Consider the following 24,418-nt stretch of genomic DNA (forward strand, 5'->3'; position numbering starts at 1 on the left):
CCATCATGCAAAACGATATCAAGCATCACGTTATTTCCCGCCTGACCCGCACGGCGCTGGCGCTGGCCCTGGCGGCGGGTTGCGGCCTGGCGGCGGCCAGCCCCGTCCATGTGACGATCGACACGTCCTCGTTCGGCGTGGGCAGCGGGTACCTCGACATGAACCTCAGTGCCACCGACAACGTGCCGCTCGCCACGGTGACGGTGACGGGGCTGGCCGGCTTTCAGAGTTCGCCCTATATCGATTCCTGGGGCGTGACCGGCGTGGCCGGCGGCTGGCGGTTCCGCAACGATACGGCGAACGACCTGTTCCAGTCGGTCGATTTCGGCGGCCCGCTGTCGTTCGACCTCGATGTCGAGGGCGCGCCCGATCCGGCCGCGGCGTTCATCTCGACATTCGCCGTGTCGGCGTTCGGCAGCGACGGCACGACGCTGCTCGGCCGCCACGACGCCCTGAGCGGCGCGCTTGCCGAATTCACGTGGACGCCCGCCGCGCTGGCGGGCATGGATGGCCAGCTCGGCATCCGTATCGTGGACCCGGGGGTGACGGTCGTTCCGGAGCCGGTCGACTGTGCGTTGCTGGGCATCGGCCTCGCCGGGCTGGCCCTGGCGCGGCGCCCGCGCAACAAGCGGCGCTAGCGCGACGACCTCTCCTGCATGTCGCCGGCCGGCGGGCGCAATGCCCGTCCGGCCGGATGACTCCGATCCGAAGAACCCGACGTATCATGAATTCGCTACTTGCCGCCCTGGCGCTTGCCGTGCCATGCGTTTTTTCCAGCTGGGCGCACGCCGCCGAGCTCGCTCCCAAGCCCCTGTACCGCGACCCGGTGTTCGACGGCGCGGCCGATGTTTCCATCGTGTTCGATCGCGCGGCCCATGTGTGGAAGATGTTCTACACCAATCGCCGGGCGACGATGACGCTGCCAGATCCGGACGACGTCGAATGGGTGCACGGCACCGCCATCGGCATCGCCGTCTCCAGCGATGGCGTGCACTGGCGCTACCGGGGGACGGCGGCGTTCCCGAAGGCATGCACGGACGTGACGCTGTGGGCGCCGGACGTGCTCTACGAAAACGGCACCTACCACATGTGGCTCACCGTCGTGCCGGGCATATTCCACCGCTGGGGCGCGCCCGGTTCGCAGGCGCGCATCGTGCACCTGACCAGCGCCGACCTGTCCAGCTGGAACTGCGCGGGCGACGTGACACTGGGCACGGGCAGCGTGATCGACCCCAGCGTCATGAAGCTGGGGCAGGGCTACCGCATGTGGTACAAGGACGAGCACGCCCAAAGCCGGATACTGGCGGCCGACAGCACGGATCTGCGCACCTGGACGAAGGTCGGCGACAAGCCGGTCAATCCGACGCACGGCGAGGGGCCGGTGGCGTTCCGGTTCAAGGGGCACTACTGGCTGATCGCCGACGTGTGGAAGGGCCTGATCGTGCTGCGTTCCGAAAATGCGCTCGACTGGACGGAGCAGCCGGGCTACATCCTCGGCACGCCGGGCCGCACGGCGACCGACCGGGCCATGGGACAGCACCCGGACGTCGTCGTCGATGGCGAGCGCGCATTCATCTATTATTTCGTGCACCAGAAGAACGAGGCCGAGGCGGCCGCCGATCCACGCTGGAACCAGCGCACGGTCATCCAGGTGGCGGAGCTGGTCTACAAGGACGGCAGGCTGATCGTCGACCGCGACGCGCCGCTCCGGTTCCGGCTCCACGCCCCGTCCCCGTGACGACCGGCCGGCGCGGCGCCGATTCCCATACTTTTGCCAATCACTTGGTATAGAATTTATTTTGGACCAACAAGGCGGCGCGGCTGCGCCGCCGATACAAGACCCTCCAGAGGATACTCGAATGACCTTGCCCCGATTTTCATCCGTGCTCGCGGCCGCCGTCGCATCCGTGCTCGTGCCGGCCGCTTCGGCCTGGGCCGCGCCGCTCGTCGTCTCGTCGCCGGACGGACGCGTCGCGATCCGCATCGAGCAGGATGCCAGCCGGTTCACCATCGCGCGCCGCGGCAAGACCGTGATCGCCGCGTCGCCGCTGGGCCTGGAGCTGGACGGCGTGCCGGCGTTCGGCGCGCTGGCGCTGGAACGGCGCGACGACGTCGCGGTCGACCGCACGATTCCGCTGACCGCGACCAAGGCCGCCGCGGCGCGCGACCATTATCTGGGCGCGACGCTGACGTTCCGCGAGCGCGGGGCCGCCGGCCGGCGCCTGTTCATCGACGTGCGCGCGTATGACGACGGCGTCGCCTTCCGCTACCGTATCGACGGCACCGATCCCGTGCGCCTGCGCGGCGAACGGACCGCGTTCGTGCCGGCGGGGGACCCGGAATGCCTGGTGTCGAAGGCCGCCGGCGCCCACGAGGTGCCGTTCGACCGCGTGAAGGTGTCGCAACTGCGCGAGGGCGTCGCCTACGACGTGCCGGTGGTGTGCACCACGCCGGCCGGCGACACCTCGTACGCCATCACGCAGGCCAACCTGAACGGCTATACCGGCGCGTCCCTGTGGCGCGAAGGCGGCGCGTTGCGGGTGCGGCTGTCGGCGGTGCCCAAGCGCGACGGTCCGGCGTTCGTGTCGAAGGGCGGGCTGACGACGGCCTGGCGCGCGGTCATGCTGGGCGACCGCATCGGCGACATGATCGGCTCCCAGCTGGTCGGCAACCTGAATCCCGCGCCGGACGGCGACTTCAGCTGGGTGCGGCCGGGCAAGGCCGCGTGGGACTGGTGGTCCGGCCCACTGGCGGGCATGAAGCCCGACATGGCAAGCTATCGCCGCTTCATCGATTTCGCCGCGGCCGCCGGATTGCCGTACTACCTGATCGACGCCGGCTGGGCCTACGGCTCCGGCCCCGACTGCTGGATCGCGCTGCCGGGGACCGACATCACCCGCGCCGCGGACGGCATCGACATCCCGGCGCTCGTGCGCTACGCGGCCGGCAAGGGCGTGGGCCTGATGTTGTGGGCCCATTGGGAACATGTCGCGCAACGCATGGACGAGGTGCTCGACACCTATGCACGCTGGGGCGTCAAGGGCGTCAAGATCGATTTCATGGACCGCGACGACCAGGAGATGGTCGACTTCTACCAGCGCGTCGCGCGCGCCACCGCGCAGCGCCACCTGCTGCTCGACCTGCACAGCGCCTACGTGCCGGACGGGCTGCAGCGCACGTACCCGAACTTCATCACCCAGGAAGGCGTGATGGGCGCGGAGTGGAACAAGATGAACCGGACGATCACGCCGCGCCACAACCTGATGCTGCCCTATACGCGCATGCTCGCCGGCCCGATGGACTACACGCCCGGCGGCTTCCACAACGCCACGCCGGACACCTTCACCGTGCGCGCCGAGATGCCGCAGACCCAGACGACGCGCGGCCAGGCGCTGGCGATGTACGTGGTGTACGACAGCCCGCTGCAGATGGTGTCCGACGACCCCGACGCCTACCGCGACGCGCCCGGCTTCGATTTCATCCGGCGCGTGCCGACCGCATGGGACGAGACGCGTTACCTGGCGGGCGAGCCCGGACGCGACATCGTGCTGGCGCGGCGCCAGGGCAGCACCTGGTACGTCGGCGCGATGACGGCAGACGATGCGAAGGACGGCCGCGTCGAGCGCGTCGCGCTGCGCTTCCTGCCCGCGGGGCGTTACCGTGTCACGACCTGGGAGGATGGCGCCACGCCGAACGACGTCGTGCGCAAGGAACGCGAGGTCGGCGCCGGCGACGTGCTCCCGTTGCGGCTCGCGTCCTCCGGGGGCGCCGTGGCGATCCTGGAACGCCTCGAATGACCGCGCACACCGTGGCCGGCGTAGACATGGTGGAACGCGTTCGCATGACTCCTGTCCGGCGCTGGCTCGGCGCACTGTGCGCCATCGCGGCCGGCGCCGCCGTGACGGCGAGCCCCGGCTGGACCGCGGAGCAGGCGCCGGCCGGTCGCACCGCGCAGTGGGGCGACCTCGGTAATGGGCGCTACCGCAATCCCGTCCTGCCGGCCGACTACAGCGACCTGGATGCGATCCGCGTCGGCGACGACTATTACGCGATTTCGTCGAGCTTCCAGTTTTCGCCGGGGATGGCGATCCTGCATTCGCGCGACCTGGTCAACTGGGAAACCGTGGGCCACGCGGTGCCCGACCTGACCCAGGTATCGCCGGAACTGAACTGGGACCGGATGAACCGCTACGGCCGGGGCATCTGGGCCGGCGCCATCCGCCATCACGCGGGCCGGTTCTGGATCTACTTCGGCACCCCCGAGGAAGGCTATTTCATGACGAGCGCAGCGCGGCCGGAAGGGCCGTGGGCCCCGCTGCGCCAGGTGCTGCGCGCGCCCGGATGGGACGACTGCGCGCCGTTCTGGGACGATGACGGCAAGGGCTATTTCGTCGGCACGAACTTCAGCGACGGCTACAAGATCCACCTGTGGGAAATGGGGGCCGACAACGCCACGCTGATCCCGGCGTCGGACCGGGTGATCTACCAGTCCAAGGGCAGCGAAGCCAACAAGCTGTACAAGTTCGACGGCACGTACTATCACTTTTTCAGCGAAGTGCAGGGCGACACCCGCGTGATGATGATGCGGCGCGCCCCGTCGATACACGGGCCGTGGTCCGCCAGGCGCCAGCTCATGCACGCCGACGTCAGCGCCATGCAGCCGAACCAGGGCGGGATCGTCCAGGGCCCGGACGGGAACTGGTATTTCTTCACGCACCACGGCGACGGCGATTGGTCGGGCCGGGCCGCAAGCCTGCTGCCGGTCCACTGGATCGACGGCTGGCCCGTGATCGGGCAACCCGACCGCGACGGCATCGGCACGATGGTGTGGGAAGCGGCCATGCCGGCATCGCATTCGCGCCGCCTGTTTCCGCAAGGGGGCGACGGCTTCGACGGCCCGGCACTCGCGCCGGCGTGGGAATGGAATTACCAGCCGCGCATGGACAAGTGGTCGCTGTCGGCCCGTCCCGGCTTTCTGCGGCTGCACGCGTTTTCCGGCCTGGATGGCGGCAACCTGCTCAAGGTCGGCAACGTGCTGACCCAGCGGGTCGTGCGCTCCGGCGGCCAGTCGTTCGCCGCGCAGCTCGAACTGAAGGGCATGGCCGACGGCCAGCACGCGGGCCTGCTCCACTTCACGGCGCAGCCGCGCGCCGCCAACCCGGCCGCCTCCACGGCGTCGGCCGGCATCGTGATGGCGGACGGCCGGCGCTACCTGGAAATCTCGCGCGACGGCACCTACACGCGGTTGCGGCCATGGCCGCATGACGCCATCTGGCTGCGTTCGAGCTGGGGACTGGACGGCAGGAGCACCCTGGCCGCCAGCGCCGACGGCAAGCGTTTCGAACCGGTGCTGCCGGACTTCCCGTTGACCTGGGGCGCCTACCGCGGCAGCCGCGTCGGACTGTTCACGTTCAACCAGGCGGGCGAACGCGGGTACGTGGACGTCGACAGCGTGACCTATGCCGTCGACAACCGTGCCGGTGCGCCCCGGCGCTGAGCCCGCACGCCCATCGGCATTGCCGATGGCGCCGATCGGCATTTCCCGTTTCCCCTCCGCGTCGATCGATACGAGAATCGGCTGCCTGCCAACGTGCAGTCGAATCAACGATCGACAAGGAGAGGAAATGAGTGAAATGATTTTGATCGTCGGCGGAAGCTCCGGCATGGGGCTGTGTCTCGCGAGGTCGCTGATCGCGGACGGCGCCCGGGTCGTCATCGCGGGCCGTTCTACCGACCGCCTGCGCCGTGCGGCCGACTCGCTGGCCGACGTCGGGGACGTGGGCACGATTGCCGCCGACATCACGCGCGAGGACGACGTCATCCGGCTGTTCGCGGAATGCGGCGACCTCGATCACATCGTGTCCACCGCGGCGGACATCGAAGGCGCCTACGAATTGCTGCCGGCGCTGGACGTGGCCGCCGCGCGCAAGGTCGTGGACTCCAAGTTCATCGGGCCGCTGCTGCTGGCCAAGCACGGCGCCGCGCGCCTTGCCGGGAAGGGCTCGATCACGTTCACGTCCGGCATCGCGGCCTATCGGCCCGCGGCGCGCGGTTCCGTGGTCGCCGGCGTCAACGGCGCGCTGGAATCGCTCGCCTACGCGCTGGCCATCGAACTGGCGCCGATCCGCGTGAACGTCGTGTCGCCGGGCTGGGTCGACACGCCGATCTGGAAGCAGGTCGCGGGCGACGAGGCCAGCGCCAGGTTGAACGACATGGCGAAGCGGCTGCCGGTGGGGCGGATCGGCCAGGCCGCGGACATCGCCGACGGCATCCGCTTCCTGATGCGCAACGGCTTCGCTACCGGGTCGGTGCTGCATCTGGATGGCGGACATCGGCTGGTGTAGCGCCGCCGCTTGCCAAAGGCAGCGCGGCGAGCAGCGCCGCCAGGCCGATCGACGACGGCCCGCGCTTGCGGTACGCGATCGACACCGGCACCGCCGCGGCGTCGCCGTGCAGGGGAACGACCGCCAGATGCGCGTCCCGGATCGACGGCACCATGCGCGGCACGATGGCGCAGCCCAGGCCGCGCTCCACGAGACCGACGATCGCCGCCACGCTGCCGGATTCGCCGGCGATCCGCGGCAGCCCGTCCGGGCGGGATCGAAACGCGGTCTCGAACATCCCGCGATAGGCGCAACCCTGCGCCGTCACGAGGAAGCGCTCGTGCGCGATGTCGTCGTGGCCGACGCTCGCGCGCGCCGCCAGCGGATGACCGGGCGGCGCGATCAGGACGAGCGGCTCGAGCGCGATCTCGCGGCAAACGAGGTCGTCGTCCGGCGCGCGCGTGCCGAAGAAGAATGCCGCGTCGAGCGTGCCGTCCTTGACGCCGGCGTGCAGTGCCGACGTCGAGGCGACGGCCACCCTGACGCTGACGTCCGGATGCGTGGCCGCCATCCGCGCCACGACGTCCGGCAGGAACGCGGCCGCGATGGTCTCGATGCCGCCCACGTCCAGCGTCCGGCACGCGACGCCGCCCGCGGCCAGCACGGCGCCGCGCGCCTCGTCCGCCAGGCCGGTCAGCCGGTCCGCGTAGCCGAGCAGGCACGCGCCCGCGGCGGTCAGGGCGAGCTTGCGGTTCGACCGGTCGAACAGCGCCACGCCGAGGTCGGCCTCCAGCGCCTGCATCTGTTCCGTGACGCTCGACTGCGTGCGGTGGATCTGGCGTGCGGCCTCGCTGAAGTTCAGGGTGCGGGCGACGCGTACGAAGGTCTTCAGGCGTTTCAGGTCCATGGCGTTCGGGCGGCTGGCGGAGGACCGATTGTACCCGTTCGCTTACTCCGCCCGCGGCACCCCCAGCAACTCTTCCAGATGCGCCAGCGACCCCTGGTCCTTGATCACGGACCGCAGCCAGGTATGCAGATCCTGCTCGCCGGCGCTCGCCGCCTTCTCCGCGAAATACGACACGGGGCTGTGCGGCTCCGTCTCGCGGAAGAACTTCGCGATGGTGCGCAGCTGGGCGATCGCATCGGCGCGCGTGCGGATCGGCCCCGGCCCGGCGGCCGGCGGCTGCGGCGCCACCGCGACGGCGGGCAGCGCCGGCGATGCCTGCGCGGCTGCCTCGACCGGCTGCGGCGCCTGTGGCGCGGCCGCGGGCGCCGGCAGCGCGTGCAGCAGCGTCTGCACCGCGTCGCGCGCGGCGGAAAAGCCGGGGCTGTCGTGGCCCAGGCGCGCGTCGGCCGCCCGCTCCAGCTGCGCCAGCGCGTCCAGGCAGGCCTGCGCGTCGCTACGCAGCGCGTCGCTGAAGGCGGGGGAGCTCGTGCGCTTCGCGGCTTCCAGGTCCGCCACGCGCGGCGGCGTGTCGGCGTCGCCGGCGGCGGCGCGGCGGCGCGCCGCTACGAAGTCGACCGTCGAGTAGGCGGTGCCGCGGCCTTCCGTCAGCGGCATCTCGCGCACGAGGGCGCGCGTGCGCGACAAGATCCACGCGAGGTTGCCGATGCGCTGTTCCTGGTCGCCGCCGTCCGCTTCCGGATACAGGCCCGCGTCCCAGAAGCGGTCGCACAGGCCCGCGAGCAGCAGGAATCCTTCGCTCAGGCCACGCATATGGTGCCGCTTGGCGGCCGCCTCGGTGAGCCAGACGGCAAGGCGCAGGTCCTTCGTCTGTTCGGCCAGCAGGCGCGCGCAGCGCTCGACGACGAAGCCCCAGTCGGCCTCCTTGAGCTCCGTGACCCATTCGCCTTGCGCGAGCGACGGGTCGTCGAACTGGCGCGCGCGGGCGATGGCGTCCAGGTCCGGGGAAAACGCGAGGTCGGCGCCGCACGGTTGCGCGGCGGAGATCGGGGCGAGCAGGGCGTCGGCGGTGAACATGGTGTCTTTCGTCATTGGATCATTGCGCGAGGCGGAATTCGATGCGGCGGTTGCGCGCGCGTCCCTCGGCCGTGTCGTTGCTGGCGATGGGGCGGTCCGGGCCCTGGCCGCTGGCGGCGAGGTTCTCTTCCGCGATGCCGTGCGCGGCCAGGTAGGACTTGACGGTGGCGGCGCGCGCCTGGCTCAGGCTCACGTTGCTGGCCCGCAGGCCGGCGCTGTCCGTGTGGCCGATGATCTCGATGCGGCGGCCCTTCAGCTTCAGCATCGCGGCCACCATCTCGTCGAGGATCGCGCGGCCCGTCGGGGTCAAGGTCGCCTTGCCGCTTTCGAATTCGACGGTGCGGTTGCCCAGCGTGTTGTCGAGCAGGGCCTGCTCGGCGGCGGATACGCGCAGGCCGTTGTTGACGGTATAGGTCGGGTTCAGGTTGGTGGCGACGTTGCTGGCGATGCGCTGGCGCAGCGCCTCGTTGGCCACCTCGCCGCGCAGGCTGACGTTGCTGCCGTCGATCTTGAGCTGGCCGCGGCTGATCTGGCGCAGGTCGGGTGTGATCAGCTTTTGCACATAGCCGTTCCAGTTCGCCGGCGTGGCGACGGGGCCGATGGCGATCTGGTCGACGACGCGTTCGGCCCCGTAGACGTCGCGCAGCCTCGCGAGCACGGCGGCCTTCGTCGCCTCGTCCGGCACGGTGCCGCTGGCCAGCACCTGGCCCGGCTGCGGGGTGGCCGGCGCCGGCGCGGTGTTCTGGGCCGCCGCCGCGCCGGCGCAGCACAGGATGAAAAAGGCGGCGAGGGCGCGCTGGGTGATGATTCGCATATCAGGTTCCGATGAATGCCGCGCCGACGGAATCGAGCGCGGACTTGAGGGACAGGCTGCCCTGGGCCAGGTAGGACGAGAGCTTGCGCACGGCGTAGTCGCCGTCGACCTGGTCCTCGACCCATTCGAGGTCCGCGAACGCGATGAGGTGGTCGAGGCCCGCCTGCGGGTCGATGAGGGTGCGCAGCGTCTGCGCCGACGCGCCGGAAAAACCGACGACGAGCGCGGGCCGGCCTTCCAGCCGGGTGACGAACAGCGCCAGCTCGAAGTCGGCGCGCGCGAGGAACGGGGCGATCACGTGCATCCAGAACGCGGCCACGAGGTTGCGGTGGATGAGGTCTTCCGGCAGCGGCAGCACGAGGCTTTTCTCGAGCCGGCCGGACCCGCTGTCCAGCACGGGCTGCAGCAGCATGCCCAGCGCCAGCAGCACCTGGCGCGCCGAGACGCGAAAGCCCGCACGGTCCAGGAGCGCGTCGAGCGCGCCGATGGTCAGCACGTCCAGGAAGTCCTCGAACGCGGCGTCGTAGGCGGACGCGCGCAGGTCCAGGTCGATCGGCTGGCTGCTCGCGGCGGCAAGCGGCGCGGCCGGATCGCCCGCGTTGCGCACGCCGAGCGTCAGCGTTTCGAGCCGGCTCCACAGGCGCGTGAACACGAGCGGGGTGGTCGGCAGGAAGGCCGCCGGCTCGGCGATTTCCATCGCACCGGCCATCAGGAACGGGTAGCGCCGGCTCGATTCGTCGCTGCTGGCGACGATGTGGCCGCCGATCGCGTGGCGCCGGCGCGGGCCGACGAAGGCGAAGTGCAGTGGCGCGGCGGCGTCGTAGGCGAGCTTCCAGCGCGCGTTGGCGCTCATCAGGTCCATCGCTTCGGACAGCCAGTCGTCCAGCACTTTCAACAAGGCCGGGCTGGCGCTGGCGCGCACGAAGTCGCCGCGGCTGGGCAGCTTGCCGAAATAGCCGACGCTGACGGGAGTGAGCTGGCGGCTCATTGCGCGTCTCCCGCCATGGCCGTGCGCAGCGGCGCGGCCGGCGCGGCCGGCTTCGGTGCGGTGATCGTGTCCGGCAGGCGCAGGCGCTTGAATCCCTGGCCCGGCGCGGGCGCCTGGGCCTGGACCGGCGCGGGCGCGGCCGGCAGGACCTTGAGGTTCGCCGTCACCGTGACGCCGGCATTCTGCCAGCTCATCTCGAACACGCCGCCGTCCTTGCGCTTGCGCTGGGCCGCGTCGATCATCTTCTTCAGGCCGAAGTGGCCCGGCTCGTCCAGCAGCACGACGTTGCGGCCTTCCGGCGTGACGGCCGTGATCTTCGCGCCCGGCACGCCGGCCGGATTCGGCCACACCATGTGCACCCAGGGCTGCGGCTGGCCGCGCCAGCGCAGCGCCTGGCCGTCGATCTCCAGCGTGAATTCGGTGGCGCCGGACGTGGCAAGGGCCTGCAGGTCGAAGCGGGTCTGCGCCTCGCCGCCGCTGGACGCGGCCGCGTTGGCGACGCCGCCGGCGGCCAGCGGCGCGACCCAGCCCGGGAAGCTCGCGACGACGTTCGGCGCCAGGTTCACGCCCATGTCGGCCCACGTGCGCGGGCTGAGCGAATCGCCGCGGCGCACCACCAGCGGGCCCACCGTCGTCGTGAAGAATTTCGCGATGGCGCCGTCCGGGCCGAAGATCTCGCCGATCTCGGCGTTGCTGGCCTCGGCCTTCGACTCGGTCGCGAACGGGTACTTCAGTGCCAGGCCGCGGTTGAACGGCTGGACGACCTGGGCGGCCCACACCTTGTTGATCTCGTTTTCGGCCGGCTGCACGATCACGGCGAACGTCTGCATCAGCGGGCGCACGAGCACGGGGCGCAGCGCCTGGCGCTGGGCGTCCGTCATCCCCACCAGCATCTGCTCGTCGACGTAGCGCAGCGCGTCGGCCAGCTCGGAACCGCTGCCGTCCAGCGTCTGCTGCATCAGCTGCTTGGCGCCGGGGCCCGGGTCGCCCTGGTTCTTGATCTGGTTGAAGCGGGCGCGCAGCTTCGACAGGTTGTCGATGTAGCCGCGCATCAGCGACGCGTCCTTGTCGCGTGCCACGACGAGGCGGGCGACGCCCGCGAACTCGCGGCCGACGGGACCAAGGGCCGGCGCGGCCGCCGCCTGTGTGCCGGGTGCCGGCAGGCTGACGTTCACGATGGCCGGTTTCTGGCGCAGGATCGTCTCGCGGAACCAGCCCGAGAGGCCGTTCTGCGCGCGCTGCAGGCTGGCGCCGGCCAGGGTCGGGTTGTCCCACGACGTCTGTTCATAGACCGTGGACACGAGCTTGTCGATCGGCGAATTCTGCGGATCGCCCAGGCGGTTCATGGCGCTGGCGGCGCCGTCGAAGCCGTCCAGGTCCTTCACCGTCACGCCCTGCATGAACTTCTGCCACTCGCGCGCGTACTCCGCCTTGTACAGGTCGACGAGCGATTTCTGGATCTGTTCCGGGCTGCCTTCCAGCGTGAGGTCGTCGCGCGCGGCCGTCTTCAGGACCCAGTCGGCGCTCTGCAGCTCGCGGTTGGCCGCGTCGCGGAACGCCTGCTGCACGAAGCCTTCCCAGGCCTGGCGCGTGAAGGCGCCGGAGATGGCATAGCTGCCGAGGACGAGTTCCTTGTCCTGGTCGCCCACGATGCGCGCCACCGTGATCGACGGATAGCGGGTCGCCGCGCGCGCCTTCACGTCCGCGTACACGCGTTCCCGCGCGGGCATGCCGCGCACGACGCGGCGCAGGCTGTCGCGGGTCTGGTCGACGAGTGCCAGCCGGGTGTCGATGACGGGCCAGGACGGATCGTTCACCTGCGCGAGGTAGAACGAGATCATGCGCTCGGCGCTGCGGATCAGCTGCTCGCGCGGCATCGCGCCGCGGTTCGCTTCCAGCCAGTTGCGCCAGAAGCGCGTGAGCTGGTCGTTCAGGTGGGCGCTTTCGGCGCGCGATTTATCGCCCAGCATCAGGTAGGTCTTCAGCGCGTTGTAGGCGTCCTCGGTGTCGAGCGGCGACGCGTCCTTGAACTGCTGCGGCGCGTCGGCCGCCGGAGCGCCGGCCGCCGTGGCGCCGGCCGGCTTGTTCATCGGTTGCAGCTGGGCCGCGTTGCCGTTGACGTCGGCGAGGTAGGATTCGAGCGATTGCGCGACGGGTTTCAGCATCACTTCGCGCACGCCGTTGAAGTATTCCTCCTTCAGCTTGCGGTTCAGGAGGTTGCCCTGGTAGAGGCCGAGGCCGAGCGACAGCGGGCGGTGCTCGGCATAGCGGTCGAGCTGCTCGATGCGGTCCTGCAGGATCTCCAGCGCCTGGAAGCGCGATTGCAGGTCCATGCTCTTGCCCTGCACGCGGATGGCCTGGTCGAGGTCGGCCTGGACGTTGGCGACGAGCTGGCGGTTGTTCATGTACGACCAGCTCCAGCCGGCCAGCGCGAGGCCGGCGAAGGCCGTCGCCGCGAAGAAGGCCGCATAGCGCAGGCGCGTCTTGGCCGGGCTGGCGTACTGCGCGACGAGATCCTTGTCGGCGAAGATCACCTTGCGGAACAGGTTGAGGAGGAAGTAACCCTGCTGCTGGTGCTGGTCCTCGTGCGCGGGCGGCTGCAGGCGCAGGTCGAAGCGCTGGGCGACGCGGGCCGACGACGTCGACACCGTCTCGCCTTCCTGCAGCGCGCTCGTGAAGTAAAAGCCGCGGAACACGGGCTTGAACTGGAACGGGTTGTCCTCGAACAGCGTGGCGACGAAGGCGTGCAGCGCCGGCTTGATGGACGCGAATTCGAGCGGGAACGTGAACACGCCGGACGGCATGTTCTCGCGCGCCTGCTGCGACATGTTCGCCAGGCTCAGTTCCTTGAGGCCGTCGTACAGTTCGTCGAAGCGGGCGTCGAACTGGTCGAGCAGGCGCTCGCTCGTCACGTTCTGGTCGTAGGGCAGCGTCGCGCCCCACACCTTTTCGCGTTCGGCGCGCTCGCTCTCCTGGAAGAATTCGTTGAAGCCGTCGATCAGGTCGGCCTTGGTGAACACGACGTAGACCGGCGCGTGCACTTCCAGGCGCTCGGTCAGTTCCTGCACGCGCTGGCGCAGGTTCTTGGCCAGGTTGATCGCGAACTCGGGCCGGTTGCGCGTCAGCTCCGCGATGCTGACGGCGATGATGACGCCGTTGATCGGGGCCTTGCGGCGGTGTTTCTTGAGCAGGTCGAGGAAGCCGAACCACTCGGCGCGGTCCTGGTCGACGACGGAATAACGGCCCGCCGTGTCGAGCAGGATGCCCTCGGTCGTGAAGAACCAGTCGCAGTTGCGCGTGCCGCCCACGCCCTGCACGACCTTGCTGTCGGCGAACGGGAACTGCAGGCCGGAGCTGGCGATCGCCGTGCTCTTGCCGGCCGCCGGGTTCCCGATGATCATGTACCACGGCAGTTCGTACAGCGCGGCGCTGCCCGACAACTGCCCCAGCTTGGAGCCCTTGATCGTCGCGATGGCGTCCAGCAGGCGCTTGCGGATGACTTCCGTTTCCTGGCGCTGCGTCGCGTCGGCGACGGGTTGATCGGCTTGCGGGCTGGCCTGCTGTTCGAGCATGGCGCCGATCCGGCCGGCCTTGCGCGCATGGCGCCAGCGGCGCCACAGCCACAGGGCCGCGCCCACGAGCAGGGCGGCGCCGAGCACGATCCAGGGGAGCGCGGGCGGCCATTGCAGCAGCCGCGCGGCCGCGAACAGCAACGCGGCGAAGGCCGCCCAGCCGATGACGGTGAGGCTGGTGCGGGCGGTCAGGAAATGCCAGATTTTTTGCATGATGACGAGAGAGTGGTTGATGCCGTGGTGCGCGTGGTGCGGGATTGGTGAGTCAGCGTTTCATGACGCCGGGCAGGCGCAGTTCCGTATGCCCGAAATCCATCATCTTCCAGCGGCCGCCCCAGGTCAGGCCGACGGATTCCGCCACCTGGCCGTACAACTGGTAGCCGCGCATGGCCCAGGGATCCTTTTCCGAGATCACGAGCCGGCCGTCGCGGACGAACGCGCAGTCGGCGGCGAGCCCGTACTGGTGCCAGCTCTGCCACGACCGGGCGTTCGTGACGCCGGGACCCAGCGCGGCCAGCGCATCCTGGCGCGCGGCGCTGCGGTAGCCTTCCAGGATCGCCATGTCGTAGCCGTAGCGCTCCTTCATGATCCGGAAGACCGTGAGCAGGCGCTGCGTGTAGTCCGCGTTCAGCATGGCCCAGTCGCGGCTGGCCGAAGCGAGCAGCGGCCGCTCCTGCGCCACTTCGGCCGTCGCGAACACGAGCGGCGGCAGCGGGGGCGGCGGCACGAGCTGCTCGCCCTGCAGCAGGTCGGCCACCTGCTCGTTCACGGCGTGCGTCGACGGCTCGTAGCCGCTCAGCACGGGCCGTTCCGCGAGCAGCAGGGCGGCCAGCGGCGGCAGGCAGACGAGGGCGGCGCCGCACGCGCAGGCGATCCAGTGGCGCCGCACGAAGCCGGCCAGCCGTCCCGCCGCCGCGCGGCCGTTCGTGCGGACCGCATCGGCGTCGCGCATGCCCTGCTGCGCCAACGCGCCCGCGCGGCGGCCGAGCCGCACTCCGGCCCCGGCGAGCGCGCTCAGGACGAATTCGCGGCCGGCCGGAAACAGCACCATCCAGCTGACGGCGCACGCCACGATGAAATAAACGGTTACTGCCAGGACCCACACCAAGGACACTCCGGATAGTCGGACACATAGTTGTCGTTAAAATATTTCCAGAAAGTATAAATCCGGCAATCGACAACCCCGCGCACGATTGAAAAAACGCAAAAACTCACCAAATGTGTTAATCGCGCACGATTAAAAGCAAATTCGCGGCACAATTGTCTTGATTCTTGTAAAGTAATGCAAACTTTTTTAAGGAGCTAAATTGCAACATCAAGGCGATCGCCCGGTCCGAGGCGGCCGGCCCAGTCTGCTTTCGCCCGACGAGCAGGCTGTCCCGGAACAGAAGGGCATCCTGAGCTCCCTGGACGGCATGCACGGGCAGCCCCGTGCCGCGCAGGGGCCGCGGCCCCGTTCGCGCGCGCTGGCGTGGGGCGTTGCCGCCGTCGGGGCGGTCGTCGCGGGCGGTGCGCTGCTCCTGTTCGGCGGCGGCGAGGAAGGCCGCACGCCGGCGGTCGCCGTGGCCGCGGCGCCGGCCGTGACCAGCGTGGCCGAGGTGCCGCGCGCCGCGCCGGTCACGCCCGTGTCGATGCCGGCGCCCGCCGCGTCGACGGCGGCCGTGCTGCGCGACGAGCCCGCGGCGCCGGCGGTGCCGGAACCGGCCGCGCCGATGGCCAATCCGCTGGCCGACATGGCGGCACCGCCCGCGCCGGAACGCCACAAGACGCATGCGGCGAAGGCGGAACCGAAGGAAGCGCATGCGAAGGCCGCGCACCGCAAAGCGCACGACGCGGCACGGGACACGGCGCGCGACGGCGGCAGGGAAAAACGCGCGAAACCGCGCGCGGCGCGCGAGCAGGACAGCGACGTCGTGCTGCTGGCGGCCCTGATGAGCCACATGGAACCGGTGAACCGCAAGGCCACGCCGGCGCAGCAACTGGAGGCGTGCCGCCGCTACAACGCGGCCGGCGAAGAGCAGTGCCGCGTGCGGGTGTGCGATGCCGTGGGGCGCAGGGAGGCGGCGTGCAAGCGGGTGCCGGCTGCACGGTCCGAGCCGGAGACCTGAGCACGGCAAGACGGCCGTGGCGCCCGTCGGCGCGGTCGTCGAACGGGACCGGTGCGCCGAAAAAATGGTAAAGTGCGAGCCCCCGGCATGTGCCGGCCGTTCATCATCTTTTGAATCGCATGAGAGACTTCGCGACCACGGCGCCCGACGCGGCACCGGCGGCGCCGTCGTTCGACGCCGCCTTCCTGCACGACCCGTATCCCGCCTACAGCCGCTTGCGCGCGGCGGGACCGGTGCTGTGGCGCGACGACGTGTTCCAGGGCGCGTGGCTGCTGACGCGCCACGAGGACGTCGAGCTGGCCCTGCGCGATCCGCGCTTTTCGTCGCAGCGCACGGGTGGCTGGGTCAAGCGCATTCCCGGCGTCGACGCGAGCTTTGCGGGCCGCCGCGCGCAGGCGGGGCTGGAAGCGTTCCAGCGCCTGTTCGGCAGCGCCATGGTGTTCCTCGACGGCGCCGACCACCAGCGCGTGCGCAAGGCCATGGCGGCCGGCTTCCATCCGACCCTGGTGAAAACCTTGCGCGTCGAGGTCGAGCGTCTCGCCGACGAGCTGCTCGACGAGCTGGATGCGGGCGCCGGCTTCGACTTCATCGCCGCGGTCGCGCGCCCGCTGCCGTCGCGCGTCATCGGGCTGATGCTGGGCATACCCCGCGCGGACGAAGCGCGCTTCATGGCCTGGTCGGACGATCTGGCCGCATTCATCGGCGCGCTGCAGCCGACGGCCGAGCAGTTGCGCGCCGCCCAGCGCAGCCTGCTGCAGATGGTGCGGTATTTCGACGCGCTGCTGCCCGCGCGCAGGCGCGAACCCGGCACGGACCTCGTCAGCCGCATGCTGCTGGCCGAGGCCGCGGGCGACATCCAGGCCGACGGCGAACTGCTGGCGCAATGCGCGATGCTGCTGTTCGCGGGCCACGAGACGACGCGCAACCTGCTCGGCAATGGCCTGTACACCCTGCTCACGCATCCGGACGCGTGGGCGCGCCTGTGCGCGGACGAGGAGGGCGTGCCGCTGGCCGTGCGCGAACTGCTGCGCTACGACAGTCCCGTGCAGTACACGGGCCGGCGCGTCGCGACCGAATTCACGCTGCACGGCACGACGCTCAAGCGCGGCGACCTCGTGATCGCCATGATCGGCGCGGCCAACCGCGATCCGGACCGCTTCCTTGACCCCGATACGTTCGACATCGGCCGGCGCGCCGGCAGCCACCTGTCGTTCGGCAGCGGGCCCCACGTGTGCATCGGCGCCGGGCTGTCGCTGCTGGAGGCCGACGTCGTGCTGCGCGCCGTCCTGCGGCGCTGGCCGGGGCTGGCGCTGGCCGATGCGGTCCCGCGCTGGAACGGCATCGCGGGCCTGCGCGGGCTCGCTGCGCTACCCGTCATTTCTTCGTGAAGTGTTCGACGGCGTCGAAATTGGTGCCGTTCGACTTGACCTCGTACAGATCGGTGCCCAGCACATACAGGCCGTCGAAGGGGGCTGCGCCGGCCGCGTAGACCTGGTCGGGCACGCACACGGAACCGCCCGCGTAATCGACGCACCAGTTGGGCTGGCCGTCGATGATCTTGTGGCTGACGAAGGTCCCCGTGAGCGTGACGCTGCGCTGCGGCACCTGCGTCGTCACCTTGTCCACGGAAGCCGAGATCACGGCCACGCCGGGGGCGGGCGTGATGCTCGATGCCACGGTGCCGATATAGGTCGCCGTCGTGTCGGCGCTCCAGGTCTGCGTCGCGATGATGTCGCCGGTGCAGGTCGTGTTGGCGTAGTAATTGGTGGTGACGCCGATCGTGAGCGTGTTGGCCGATCCGGCGGGGCGCTGGATGACGGCCGTGTCGAGCGCGTGCGACGTGCAGGCGGACGTCCAGGTGCCGACGTAGGCGTCGAGGTTCCCGCCGCCCGTCGCCGGCGGCGGCGTCGGACTGCTCGCGGAACCCGGATTGCCGCCACCGCCGCCGCATGCCGCCAGCAATGTCGCCAGCAACATCGCCAGCGCGGCGCTACCCATCATGTTTTTCATCGTCGTCTCCCGTCTCGGCGTGTGGACTCACTGTTCAGGGAGGCATGATACCCGCGTGCGCCGCCGCATGGCTCACCGTTTGTCACGGCGGGCCGGACCGGCCGGGTCAGCGCGCGGCCAGCTGCTGCAGGATCTCGCGGTCGAGGGCCTTCAGCGGCACCGACTTTTCCACGCCGCCGCGCTTGATCGCTTCCTTCGGCATGCCGTAGACGACGCAGCTGTCCTCGTCCTGCGCGACGGTGCGGCTGCCGGCCTTGCGCATTTCCAGCAGGCCGGCGGCGCCGTCGTCGCCCATGCCCGTCATGATGATGCCGAGCGCGTTGGTGCCGGCGTGTTTGGCGACGGAACGGAACAGCACGTCCACCGACGGACGGTGGCGGTTGACGAGCGGACCGTCGATGACGTCCACGCAGTATTGCGCGCCGTCGCGCCGCAGCAGCATGTGCTTGCCGCCCGGGGCGATCAGCGCGCGGCCCGGCAGCACGCGGTCGCCGTGGCGCGCCTCGCGCACCTCGATCAGGCACAGGCCGTTGAGGCGCTCGGCGAAGGCGGCCGTGAATTTTTCCGGCATGTGCTGCACGATGACGATGCCGGGCGTGACCCGCGGCAGCGCCGTCAGGACTTCTTCCAGCGCCAGCGTGCCGCCCGTCGAGGTGCCGATCGCGACGACGCGTTCCGTCGTGCGCAGCAGGGGGCGCGCATCGTGCGCGGCCGGCAGCACGGCGTCCGCCGTCAGCTTCGCGGGCACGGGCGCGGGGGCGGGCGCGACGCGCGCGGCGAGGCGCCGCACATTGACCTGGCTGGCCGCCCGCACGGCCGCAACCAGCTCGTCCGCGCTCTCGTTGAGGAAGTCCTTCAGCCCCAGCTTGGGCTTGGTGATGATCGATACGGCGCCTGCCGCCAGCGCCGCCATCGTCGTCTCGGCGCCCTTGTCCGTCAAGGTGGAACAGATCACGACGGGCGTCGGCCGCTCCGCCATGATTTTCTTGAGGAAGGTGATGCCGTCCATGCGCGGCATTTCGACGTCCAGCACGATCACGTCGGGCCACGCCAGCTTCATGCGCTCGATCGCGAGCAGCGGGTCGGACACGGCGTGCAGCAGCCGGATGCCGGGGGCGCCTTCCAGCATCGCGCCGACGATCTTGCGCACGACGGCCGAATCGTCGACCACCATCACATCGATCGTCTTCATGCCGGTTTGCGGTAGACGGAAGGGATGACGGGGCGGACCAGGTCGCCCATGTCCTGCAGGCTCTCGGAATGGCCGATGAACAGGTGCCCGCCGGGTTTCAGGCGGCCCAGCACACGCGTGACGACCTGCCGCTTGGTCTCGCCGTTAAAGTAGATCATCACGTTGCGCAGGAAGGCGACGTCGTACATGCCCAGGTCCCCGGGCAGCGCCGTGTTCAGGTTCACCTGGCGGAACTGCACGCGCTCGCGCAGGGCGCGGTTGACGAGCAGGGTGCCCTGCTGCTCGCGGATGCCCTTGAGGCAGAAGCGGCGCAGGTAGTCCGGCGGCACGTGGCTGGTCCGCTCCAGCGGATAGTGCCCGCTGCGCGCGCGCTGCAGCACGCGCGTGCTGATGTCGGACGCCGTGACTTCCCACGGCGCCGCTTTCAACACGTCGGCCAGTACCATCGCGATGCTGTACGGTTCCTCGCCGGACGAGCAGGCGGCGCTCCACACGCGGAACGGCGCCCCTGTGCGCAGCTCCGGACTCGCCGCTTCCGCCGCCTCGCGCAGCAGCTCGAAATGGCGCGACTCGCGGAAGAAGTAGGTCTCGTTCGTCGTCAGCAGGTCGACGGCGAGCTGCACCTCGTCCTTGTGCGCGCCGTCCGTCAGCAGGCGGAAATAGGCGTCGTACGAGGGCAGGCCGAGATGCTGCAGGCGCTTGGCGAGGCGGCCGCTGACCAGCGCCTTCTTCGAATCGGACATGGTGATGCCGGCCATGTCGAAGATGAAGCGCTGGAAGCGCGCGAATTCGCCCTGGCTGATCGCACTGTGCTGCATGGGTGCCTCAGGCCAGCGCGGCGTCCGCCGCCAGGTCGGGCAGGCCCGCGAGCGCCAGCACCGAGTCGACGTTCAGCAGGATGACGAACCTGCCGTTCACCTTGCCCATGCCGGCGATGAAGTCGCCGCGGATGCGCGTGCCGAACGACGGTGCCGGCTCGATGTCCGCGGCCGGGATGTCCAGCACGGCGCTGACGGCATCGACGACGACGCCCGTCAGCTGGCGCTCGCCGTCGCCTTCCAGCTCGACGATGACGATGCACGTGCGCTTGCCGGCCACGGTCTGCGGACGGCCGAAGCGGGCCGCGAGGTCCATCACGGGCACGACGGCGCCGCGCAGGTTGATCACCCCGCGGATCGAGTCCGGCATCATCGGCACTTCGGTGATGCCGGCGAATTCGATGATCTCCTTCACGGCCATGATGCCGATGCCGAACGATTCGCCGCCCAGCATGAAGGTGAGGTATTGGGCGGTCTGGCCGTCCACATTGGTTTCCTGGTTCGTGTGCTTCATTCGGTCACCCCTGGATCAGAAATTGGTGAAACTGGCTTCGTCCGGCTCGGCCTGCGCACTCAGGCCGCCCGCCACGCGCAGCGGGGCGCGCCTGGCGCGCGGGGCCTGTCGCGCCGCGGGACGGGCGGACGCGCCAGCGGCCAGGCGGAAGAAGCTCATCGTCTGCTGCAGCTGCTCGGCCTGGGAACTCATCTCCTCGGCCGTCGCCGCCAGCTCTTCCGAACTGGAAGCGTTCTGCTGCGTCGTATGGGACAACTGGCCGACCGCCGCGTTAATCTGGCCCACGCCGGACGATTGCTCTTCCGAGGCGGCCGTGATTTCCTGTACCAGGTCGGATGTCTTGCGGATGCTCGGCACCATCTCGTCCAGCAGCTTGCCCGCCTTCTCGGCCAGCGCTACGCTGTTGGTCGCCACCTCGCCGATCTCCTGCGCGGCCACCTGGCTGCGCTCGGCCAGCTTGCGCACCTCGGCCGCCACCACCGCGAAGCCCTTGCCATGCTCGCCGGCGCGCGCCGCCTCGATCGCTGCATTCAGCGCGAGAAGGTTGGTCTGGTACGCGATGTCGTCGATGATGCCGATCTTGCGGGCGATCTGGTTCATCGCCAACACCGTTTCCTTCACCGCCTCGCCGCCTTCCGACGCTTCCTTCGCCGCCTTGGTCGCCATGCCGTCGGTGACCTTCGCGTTCTCGGTGTTTTGGGCGATCGACGCCGTCATCTGTTCGATCGAGGCGCTGGTTTCCTCGACGCCGGCCGCCTGTTCGCTCGACGCCTGCGACAGCGACTGCGCGGTGGCGCTCACCTGTTCGGATGCGCTGGCGAGGGAGTCGGCCGCGCCGTTCACCTCGGCCACCACCTGCGCCAGCTTGTCGACCGTGTTGTTGGAATATTCCTTGAGCTTCGCGAACTCGCCCTCGTACGACTTCTCGATGCGGCGGGTCAGGTCGCCCTCGGACATCGCGCCCATTACCCGCACCACGTCCTCGATCGACGCGCTCGTGGTCGCAACCAGCCGGTTCAACCCCTCGCCCATCTCTTTCTGGAAGCCCTGCAGGCCGGTCAGGTCGACGCGCTCGTCGAAGTTGCCGCGGTTGGCCGTTTCCACCACGCGGCGCTGCCCGTCGATCACCTGGGTCAGCTTGCCCACGGTGTTGTTGGCATATTCCTTGAGTTCGCCGAACGCGCCCTGGTAGGCCTTGTCGATCTTGTTCGACAGGTCGCCTTGCGACACGGCGCTCATCACACGGACCACGTCGCCGATGCTGGCGCCGGTGGTCGTCACCAACTGGTTCAGTCCTTCGCCCATCTCCTTCTGGAAGCCCTGCAGGCCGGCCAGGTCGACGCGGGCATCGAAGTTGCCCCGGTTCGCGGCTTCCACCACGGCGCGCTGCCCGTCGATCACCTGCTTGAGCTTGCCGACCATGCCCTTGACGGCGGCCAGCATGCTGGCCTCGTCGCCCGCCCTGGTCTTGATTTCCACATCGAGGTCGCCGCCCGCGATACGCGCCATGACGGCGCCCGCGTAGGCCGGTTCGCCGCCGAGCTGGGCCAGCAGGTTGCGGGTGATGAAGAAGCCGAGCAGGCCGACCGCGGCCAGCGTGAGGACGGACACCGCCAGTGACGTCATTTCCGCCGAGTTCTGCACGGTGACGGCCGTCGCGCCGCTGTTCGTGGCGAGTTCCTGGTTATATTTGCGATGGTCGTTGAACGCGTCCCAATTCTTGTCCACGAGCGCGGTGTTCGCCAACATCAGGTCGCGGGCCTCCACGTTCTTGTTGGCGCGCGAGAGCCTGATCACCTCGTCCGCCAGCTTCCCGTACTCCGCCAGACTGGCGCGGTCGGCCGCCAGCAGGGCCTTGTCCTTGTCGTCGGCCACCAGCGCATCGTATTTTTTGAGGGCCTCGTCGATCTTGCGGCGATGCTCGGCGATCTGCTGCTCGATCGTGGTCATCTTGTCGGCGTCGGTCTGCGCCATGTGCTGCCAGACGCGGGTCCGCAGCGAGGCCAGTTGCTCGAATGCTTCGTCGAGCGCGATGAAACTGGGCACGGAATTGACCGTGCCATAGCTGGCCGCCTCATAGACGCGGGCGAGCTGGTAGCGGCCCATTGCCGCCAGGGCGACGATACCGATGAGGGCTGCCAGCACGAGCAGCATCATCTTCTTTACGACTGTCATGGTGTTTTTTCCGGATTGTCTTTAGAAATTGGTGAAATTTGCCTCGTCGGGCGCGGCCTGCGCGGCGAACCCGCCGGCCACGCGCAAGGCGCCGCGCCTGGCGGCACGGGCCGGGCGCGCCGCGGCGCCGCGCGCCGCGTCGCCGGCGAGCTTGAAGAAGCCCATCGCCACCTGCAGCTGCTCGGCCTGGGAACTCATCTCCTCGGCCGTCGCCGCCAGCTCTTCGGAACTGGAGGCGTTCTGCTGCGTCGTCTGGCTCATCTGGCCGACGGCGGCGTTGATCTGGCCGACGCCGGCCGACTGCTCTTCCGATGCCGCCGTGATTTCCTGCACGAGGTCGGACGTCTTGCGGATGTTCGGCACCATCTGGTCGAGCATCGTGCCCGCCCGGACGGCCAGTTCCACGCTGCTCGACGCCACTTCGCCGATCTCCTGCGCGGCCACCTGGCTGCGCTCGGCCAGCTTGCGCACCTCGGCCGCCACGACGGCGAAACCCTTGCCGTGTTCGCCCGCGCGCGCGGCCTCGATGGCGGCGTTCAGCGCCAGCAGGTTGGTCTGGTAGGCGATGTCGTCGATGATGCCGATCTGCCTGGCGATCTGCTTCATCGCCGCGACCGTGGCCTTCACTGCGTCGCCGCCTTCGGCCGCCTCGCGCGCGGCCTGCGTGGCCATGCCGTCGGTGACGCGGGCGTTTTCGGTGTTCTGCGAAATCGACGCCGTCATCTGCTCCAGCGAGGCGCTCGTCTCTTCGACGCCGGCCGCCTGTTCGGACGCGGACTGCGACAGCGATTGCGCGGTGGCGCTGACCTGTTCCGACGCCGACGCCAGCGACTGCGCGCTGCCGTTCACTTCGCCGACGACCTGCGCCAGCTTGTCCATCGTGCCGTTCGAATAATCCTTCAGCTTCGCGAACGCGCCGCGGTAGTCCTTGTCGATACGCTTCGTCAGGTCGCCGTCGGCCAGCGCGGACATCACGCGCACCACGTCGTCGACGCTCGCGCCGGTCGTCGCAACCAGCTGGTTCAGGCCATCGCCCATCTCCTGCTGGAAGCCGCGCATGCCGGTGGTGTCGACGCGCACGTCGAATTCGCCGCGGTTCGCCGCTTCCACGACGGCGCGCTGGCCGGCGATCACCTGGCGCAGCTTGACGACCATCTGGCCGACGGCGTGCAGCATGCTGTCGTTGTCGCCGCGGCGCAGGTCGACGTCGCCGGACAGGTCGCCGTCCGCGATGCGCTTGAGCAGGTCGGCTGCGTAACCCGGCTCGCCGCCCAGCGTGCGCGTGAGGCTCAGCGTGATCCACAACGCCATGCCGACGCCCAGCAGCATGGCGGCCACGCCCAGCACCGTGAGCTGGCTGCGGGTGGCGGCGTATTCGGCGGCCGCGTCCTTGCCGGACTGCTGCATCGACGTGTCCTGGTGCTCGATCAGCTTTTCGATCGCCTTGATGTAGGCATCCTGCATGGGCTGGATCTGCGTCATCAGCAGGTCGCGCGCTTCGGCGCGCTTGCCTTCGTTCGCGAGACGGATGAACTGGTCCTGCACGGTCAGGTATTTCTGGCGCTGTTGCTGGACGCCTTCCAGCAGCTGCCGGCCCGTCCCCGACTTGACGCGCGCCTGCAGCTTCTCGACGTCCTTGCGCTGGTCGTTGCGCGATTCGTCGATCTGCGCCAGTTCGCGGCGCGTCGCGTCCGGGTTGTCCGTCAGGACGACATTGCGCATCGCGATGGCGATTTCCTCGATATTGCCGATCGTGTCGTAGGCGATCACGACTTTCGGATACTTGTCGGAGACCATTTCGTCGACGTTGGCGTTGAGGCTCGCCAGGCTGCGGACGCCCATCAGGACGACGGCGGCCAGCAGCAGGCTGACGATGCCGAAGCCCAGGCCCAGGCGGACACTGACTTTAAGATTGCGGAACAT

General features: G+C 69.5%; 19 protein-coding genes. 7 read left to right on the forward strand and 12 right to left on the reverse strand.

The window, feature by feature from the left end:
• Positions 1-5 precede the first annotated feature (5 nt).
• From ACEN9Q_RS07835 to ACEN9Q_RS07855, 5 genes are all read left to right on the forward strand, one after another.
• Entirely contained in the window at positions 6-638 is a 633-nt protein-coding gene (locus tag ACEN9Q_RS07835; RefSeq protein WP_495627938.1) for an NF038129 family PEP-CTERM protein, read from the forward strand.
• Between the two features lie 86 nt (positions 639-724).
• Positions 725-1,738, forward strand: coding sequence for a hypothetical protein (locus ACEN9Q_RS07840; RefSeq protein ID WP_495627939.1), 1,014 nt, complete (start codon positions 725-727; stop codon positions 1,736-1,738).
• Between the two features lie 121 nt (positions 1,739-1,859).
• Positions 1,860-3,797 (forward strand): glycoside hydrolase family 97 protein, encoded by a 1,938-nt coding sequence (locus ACEN9Q_RS07845; protein WP_495627940.1) that lies wholly within the window; start codon positions 1,860-1,862, stop codon positions 3,795-3,797.
• Between the two features lie 44 nt (positions 3,798-3,841).
• Positions 3,842-5,497 (forward strand): glycoside hydrolase family 43 protein, encoded by a 1,656-nt coding sequence (locus ACEN9Q_RS07850; protein WP_495627941.1) that lies wholly within the window; start codon positions 3,842-3,844, stop codon positions 5,495-5,497.
• A 127-nt stretch (positions 5,498-5,624) separates the two neighbouring features.
• Complete coding sequence (locus ACEN9Q_RS07855) at positions 5,625-6,344, forward strand: SDR family oxidoreductase (RefSeq protein WP_056442866.1); 720 nt, start codon at positions 5,625-5,627, stop codon at positions 6,342-6,344.
• On the opposite strand, the gene ACEN9Q_RS07860 is transcribed toward ACEN9Q_RS07855, so the two are convergent.
• The 6 genes from ACEN9Q_RS07860 to ACEN9Q_RS07885 are packed head-to-tail and all read right to left on the reverse strand — an operon-like array spanning position 6,298 to position 14,783.
• On the reverse strand, positions 6,298-7,230 hold the full coding sequence (locus ACEN9Q_RS07860) for a LysR family transcriptional regulator (RefSeq protein ID WP_495627942.1): 933 nt from the start codon (positions 7,228-7,230) through the stop codon (positions 6,298-6,300). The genes ACEN9Q_RS07855 and ACEN9Q_RS07860 overlap by 47 nt on opposite strands.
• Before the next feature lie 42 nt (positions 7,231-7,272).
• Positions 7,273-8,304, reverse strand: a complete 1,032-nt coding sequence (gene tssA / locus ACEN9Q_RS07865; protein WP_495627943.1) for a type VI secretion system protein TssA — start codon at positions 8,302-8,304, stop codon at positions 7,273-7,275.
• A gap of 19 nt (positions 8,305-8,323) precedes the next feature.
• Positions 8,324-9,118, reverse strand: coding sequence for an OmpA family protein (locus tag ACEN9Q_RS07870; protein ID WP_495627944.1), 795 nt, complete (start codon positions 9,116-9,118; stop codon positions 8,324-8,326).
• A gap of 1 nt (position 9,119) precedes the next feature.
• Positions 9,120-10,106 carry a type VI secretion system-associated protein TagF gene (gene tagF / locus ACEN9Q_RS07875; protein WP_495627945.1) on the reverse strand — a complete coding sequence of 329 codons (987 nt, stop codon included), beginning with the start codon at positions 10,104-10,106 and terminating at the stop codon, positions 9,120-9,122.
• On the reverse strand, positions 10,103-13,891 hold the full coding sequence (gene tssM / locus ACEN9Q_RS07880; protein ID WP_495627946.1) for a type VI secretion system membrane subunit TssM: 3,789 nt from the start codon (positions 13,889-13,891) through the stop codon (positions 10,103-10,105). Before tssM ends, tagF begins: the two co-directional genes overlap by 4 nt.
• Positions 13,892-13,943: 52 nt before the next feature.
• Positions 13,944-14,783, reverse strand: a complete 840-nt coding sequence (locus tag ACEN9Q_RS07885; protein ID WP_495628926.1) for a M15 family metallopeptidase — start codon at positions 14,781-14,783, stop codon at positions 13,944-13,946.
• 202 nt (positions 14,784-14,985) lie between these two features.
• Between ACEN9Q_RS07885 and ACEN9Q_RS07890 the strand changes: the two genes are divergently transcribed.
• Both ACEN9Q_RS07890 and ACEN9Q_RS07895 read left to right on the forward strand, forming a co-directional pair.
• The gene (locus ACEN9Q_RS07890) at positions 14,986-15,786 is read left to right on the forward strand and encodes a hypothetical protein (protein ID WP_495627947.1); all 801 of its coding nucleotides are present in this window, start codon (positions 14,986-14,988) and stop codon (positions 15,784-15,786) included.
• A gap of 119 nt (positions 15,787-15,905) precedes the next feature.
• Positions 15,906-17,174: a cytochrome P450 gene (locus ACEN9Q_RS07895; RefSeq protein ID WP_056442898.1), complete on the forward strand. Its 1,269-nt coding sequence runs from the start codon at positions 15,906-15,908 to the stop codon at positions 17,172-17,174.
• Here ACEN9Q_RS07895 and ACEN9Q_RS07900 read toward each other — a convergent pair.
• The 6 genes from ACEN9Q_RS07900 to ACEN9Q_RS07925 all read right to left on the reverse strand — a co-directional run bounded on the left by ACEN9Q_RS07900 (position 17,161) and on the right by ACEN9Q_RS07925 (position 24,418).
• A complete protein-coding gene (locus tag ACEN9Q_RS07900) occupies positions 17,161-17,796 on the reverse strand; it encodes a hypothetical protein (RefSeq protein WP_495627948.1) in 636 nt (211 codons plus the stop codon). The genes ACEN9Q_RS07895 and ACEN9Q_RS07900 overlap by 14 nt on opposite strands.
• Before the next feature lie 106 nt (positions 17,797-17,902).
• A complete protein-coding gene (locus ACEN9Q_RS07905; protein ID WP_495627949.1) occupies positions 17,903-18,988 on the reverse strand; it encodes a protein-glutamate methylesterase/protein-glutamine glutaminase in 1,086 nt (361 codons plus the stop codon).
• On the reverse strand, positions 18,985-19,806 hold the full coding sequence (locus ACEN9Q_RS07910) for a CheR family methyltransferase (protein ID WP_495627950.1): 822 nt from the start codon (positions 19,804-19,806) through the stop codon (positions 18,985-18,987). Before ACEN9Q_RS07910 ends, ACEN9Q_RS07905 begins: the two co-directional genes overlap by 4 nt.
• A 7-nt stretch (positions 19,807-19,813) precedes the next feature.
• The gene (locus ACEN9Q_RS07915; RefSeq protein ID WP_495627951.1) at positions 19,814-20,320 is read right to left on the reverse strand and encodes a chemotaxis protein CheW; all 507 of its coding nucleotides are present in this window, start codon (positions 20,318-20,320) and stop codon (positions 19,814-19,816) included.
• A 15-nt stretch (positions 20,321-20,335) separates the two neighbouring features.
• The gene (locus ACEN9Q_RS07920) at positions 20,336-22,495 is read right to left on the reverse strand and encodes a HAMP domain-containing methyl-accepting chemotaxis protein (RefSeq protein WP_495627952.1); all 2,160 of its coding nucleotides are present in this window, start codon (positions 22,493-22,495) and stop codon (positions 20,336-20,338) included.
• Between the two features lie 21 nt (positions 22,496-22,516).
• Complete coding sequence (locus ACEN9Q_RS07925) at positions 22,517-24,418, reverse strand: HAMP domain-containing methyl-accepting chemotaxis protein (RefSeq protein WP_495627953.1); 1,902 nt, start codon at positions 24,416-24,418, stop codon at positions 22,517-22,519.

The sequence above is a fragment of the Massilia sp. Masssp93 genome (genome assembly GCF_059491295.1).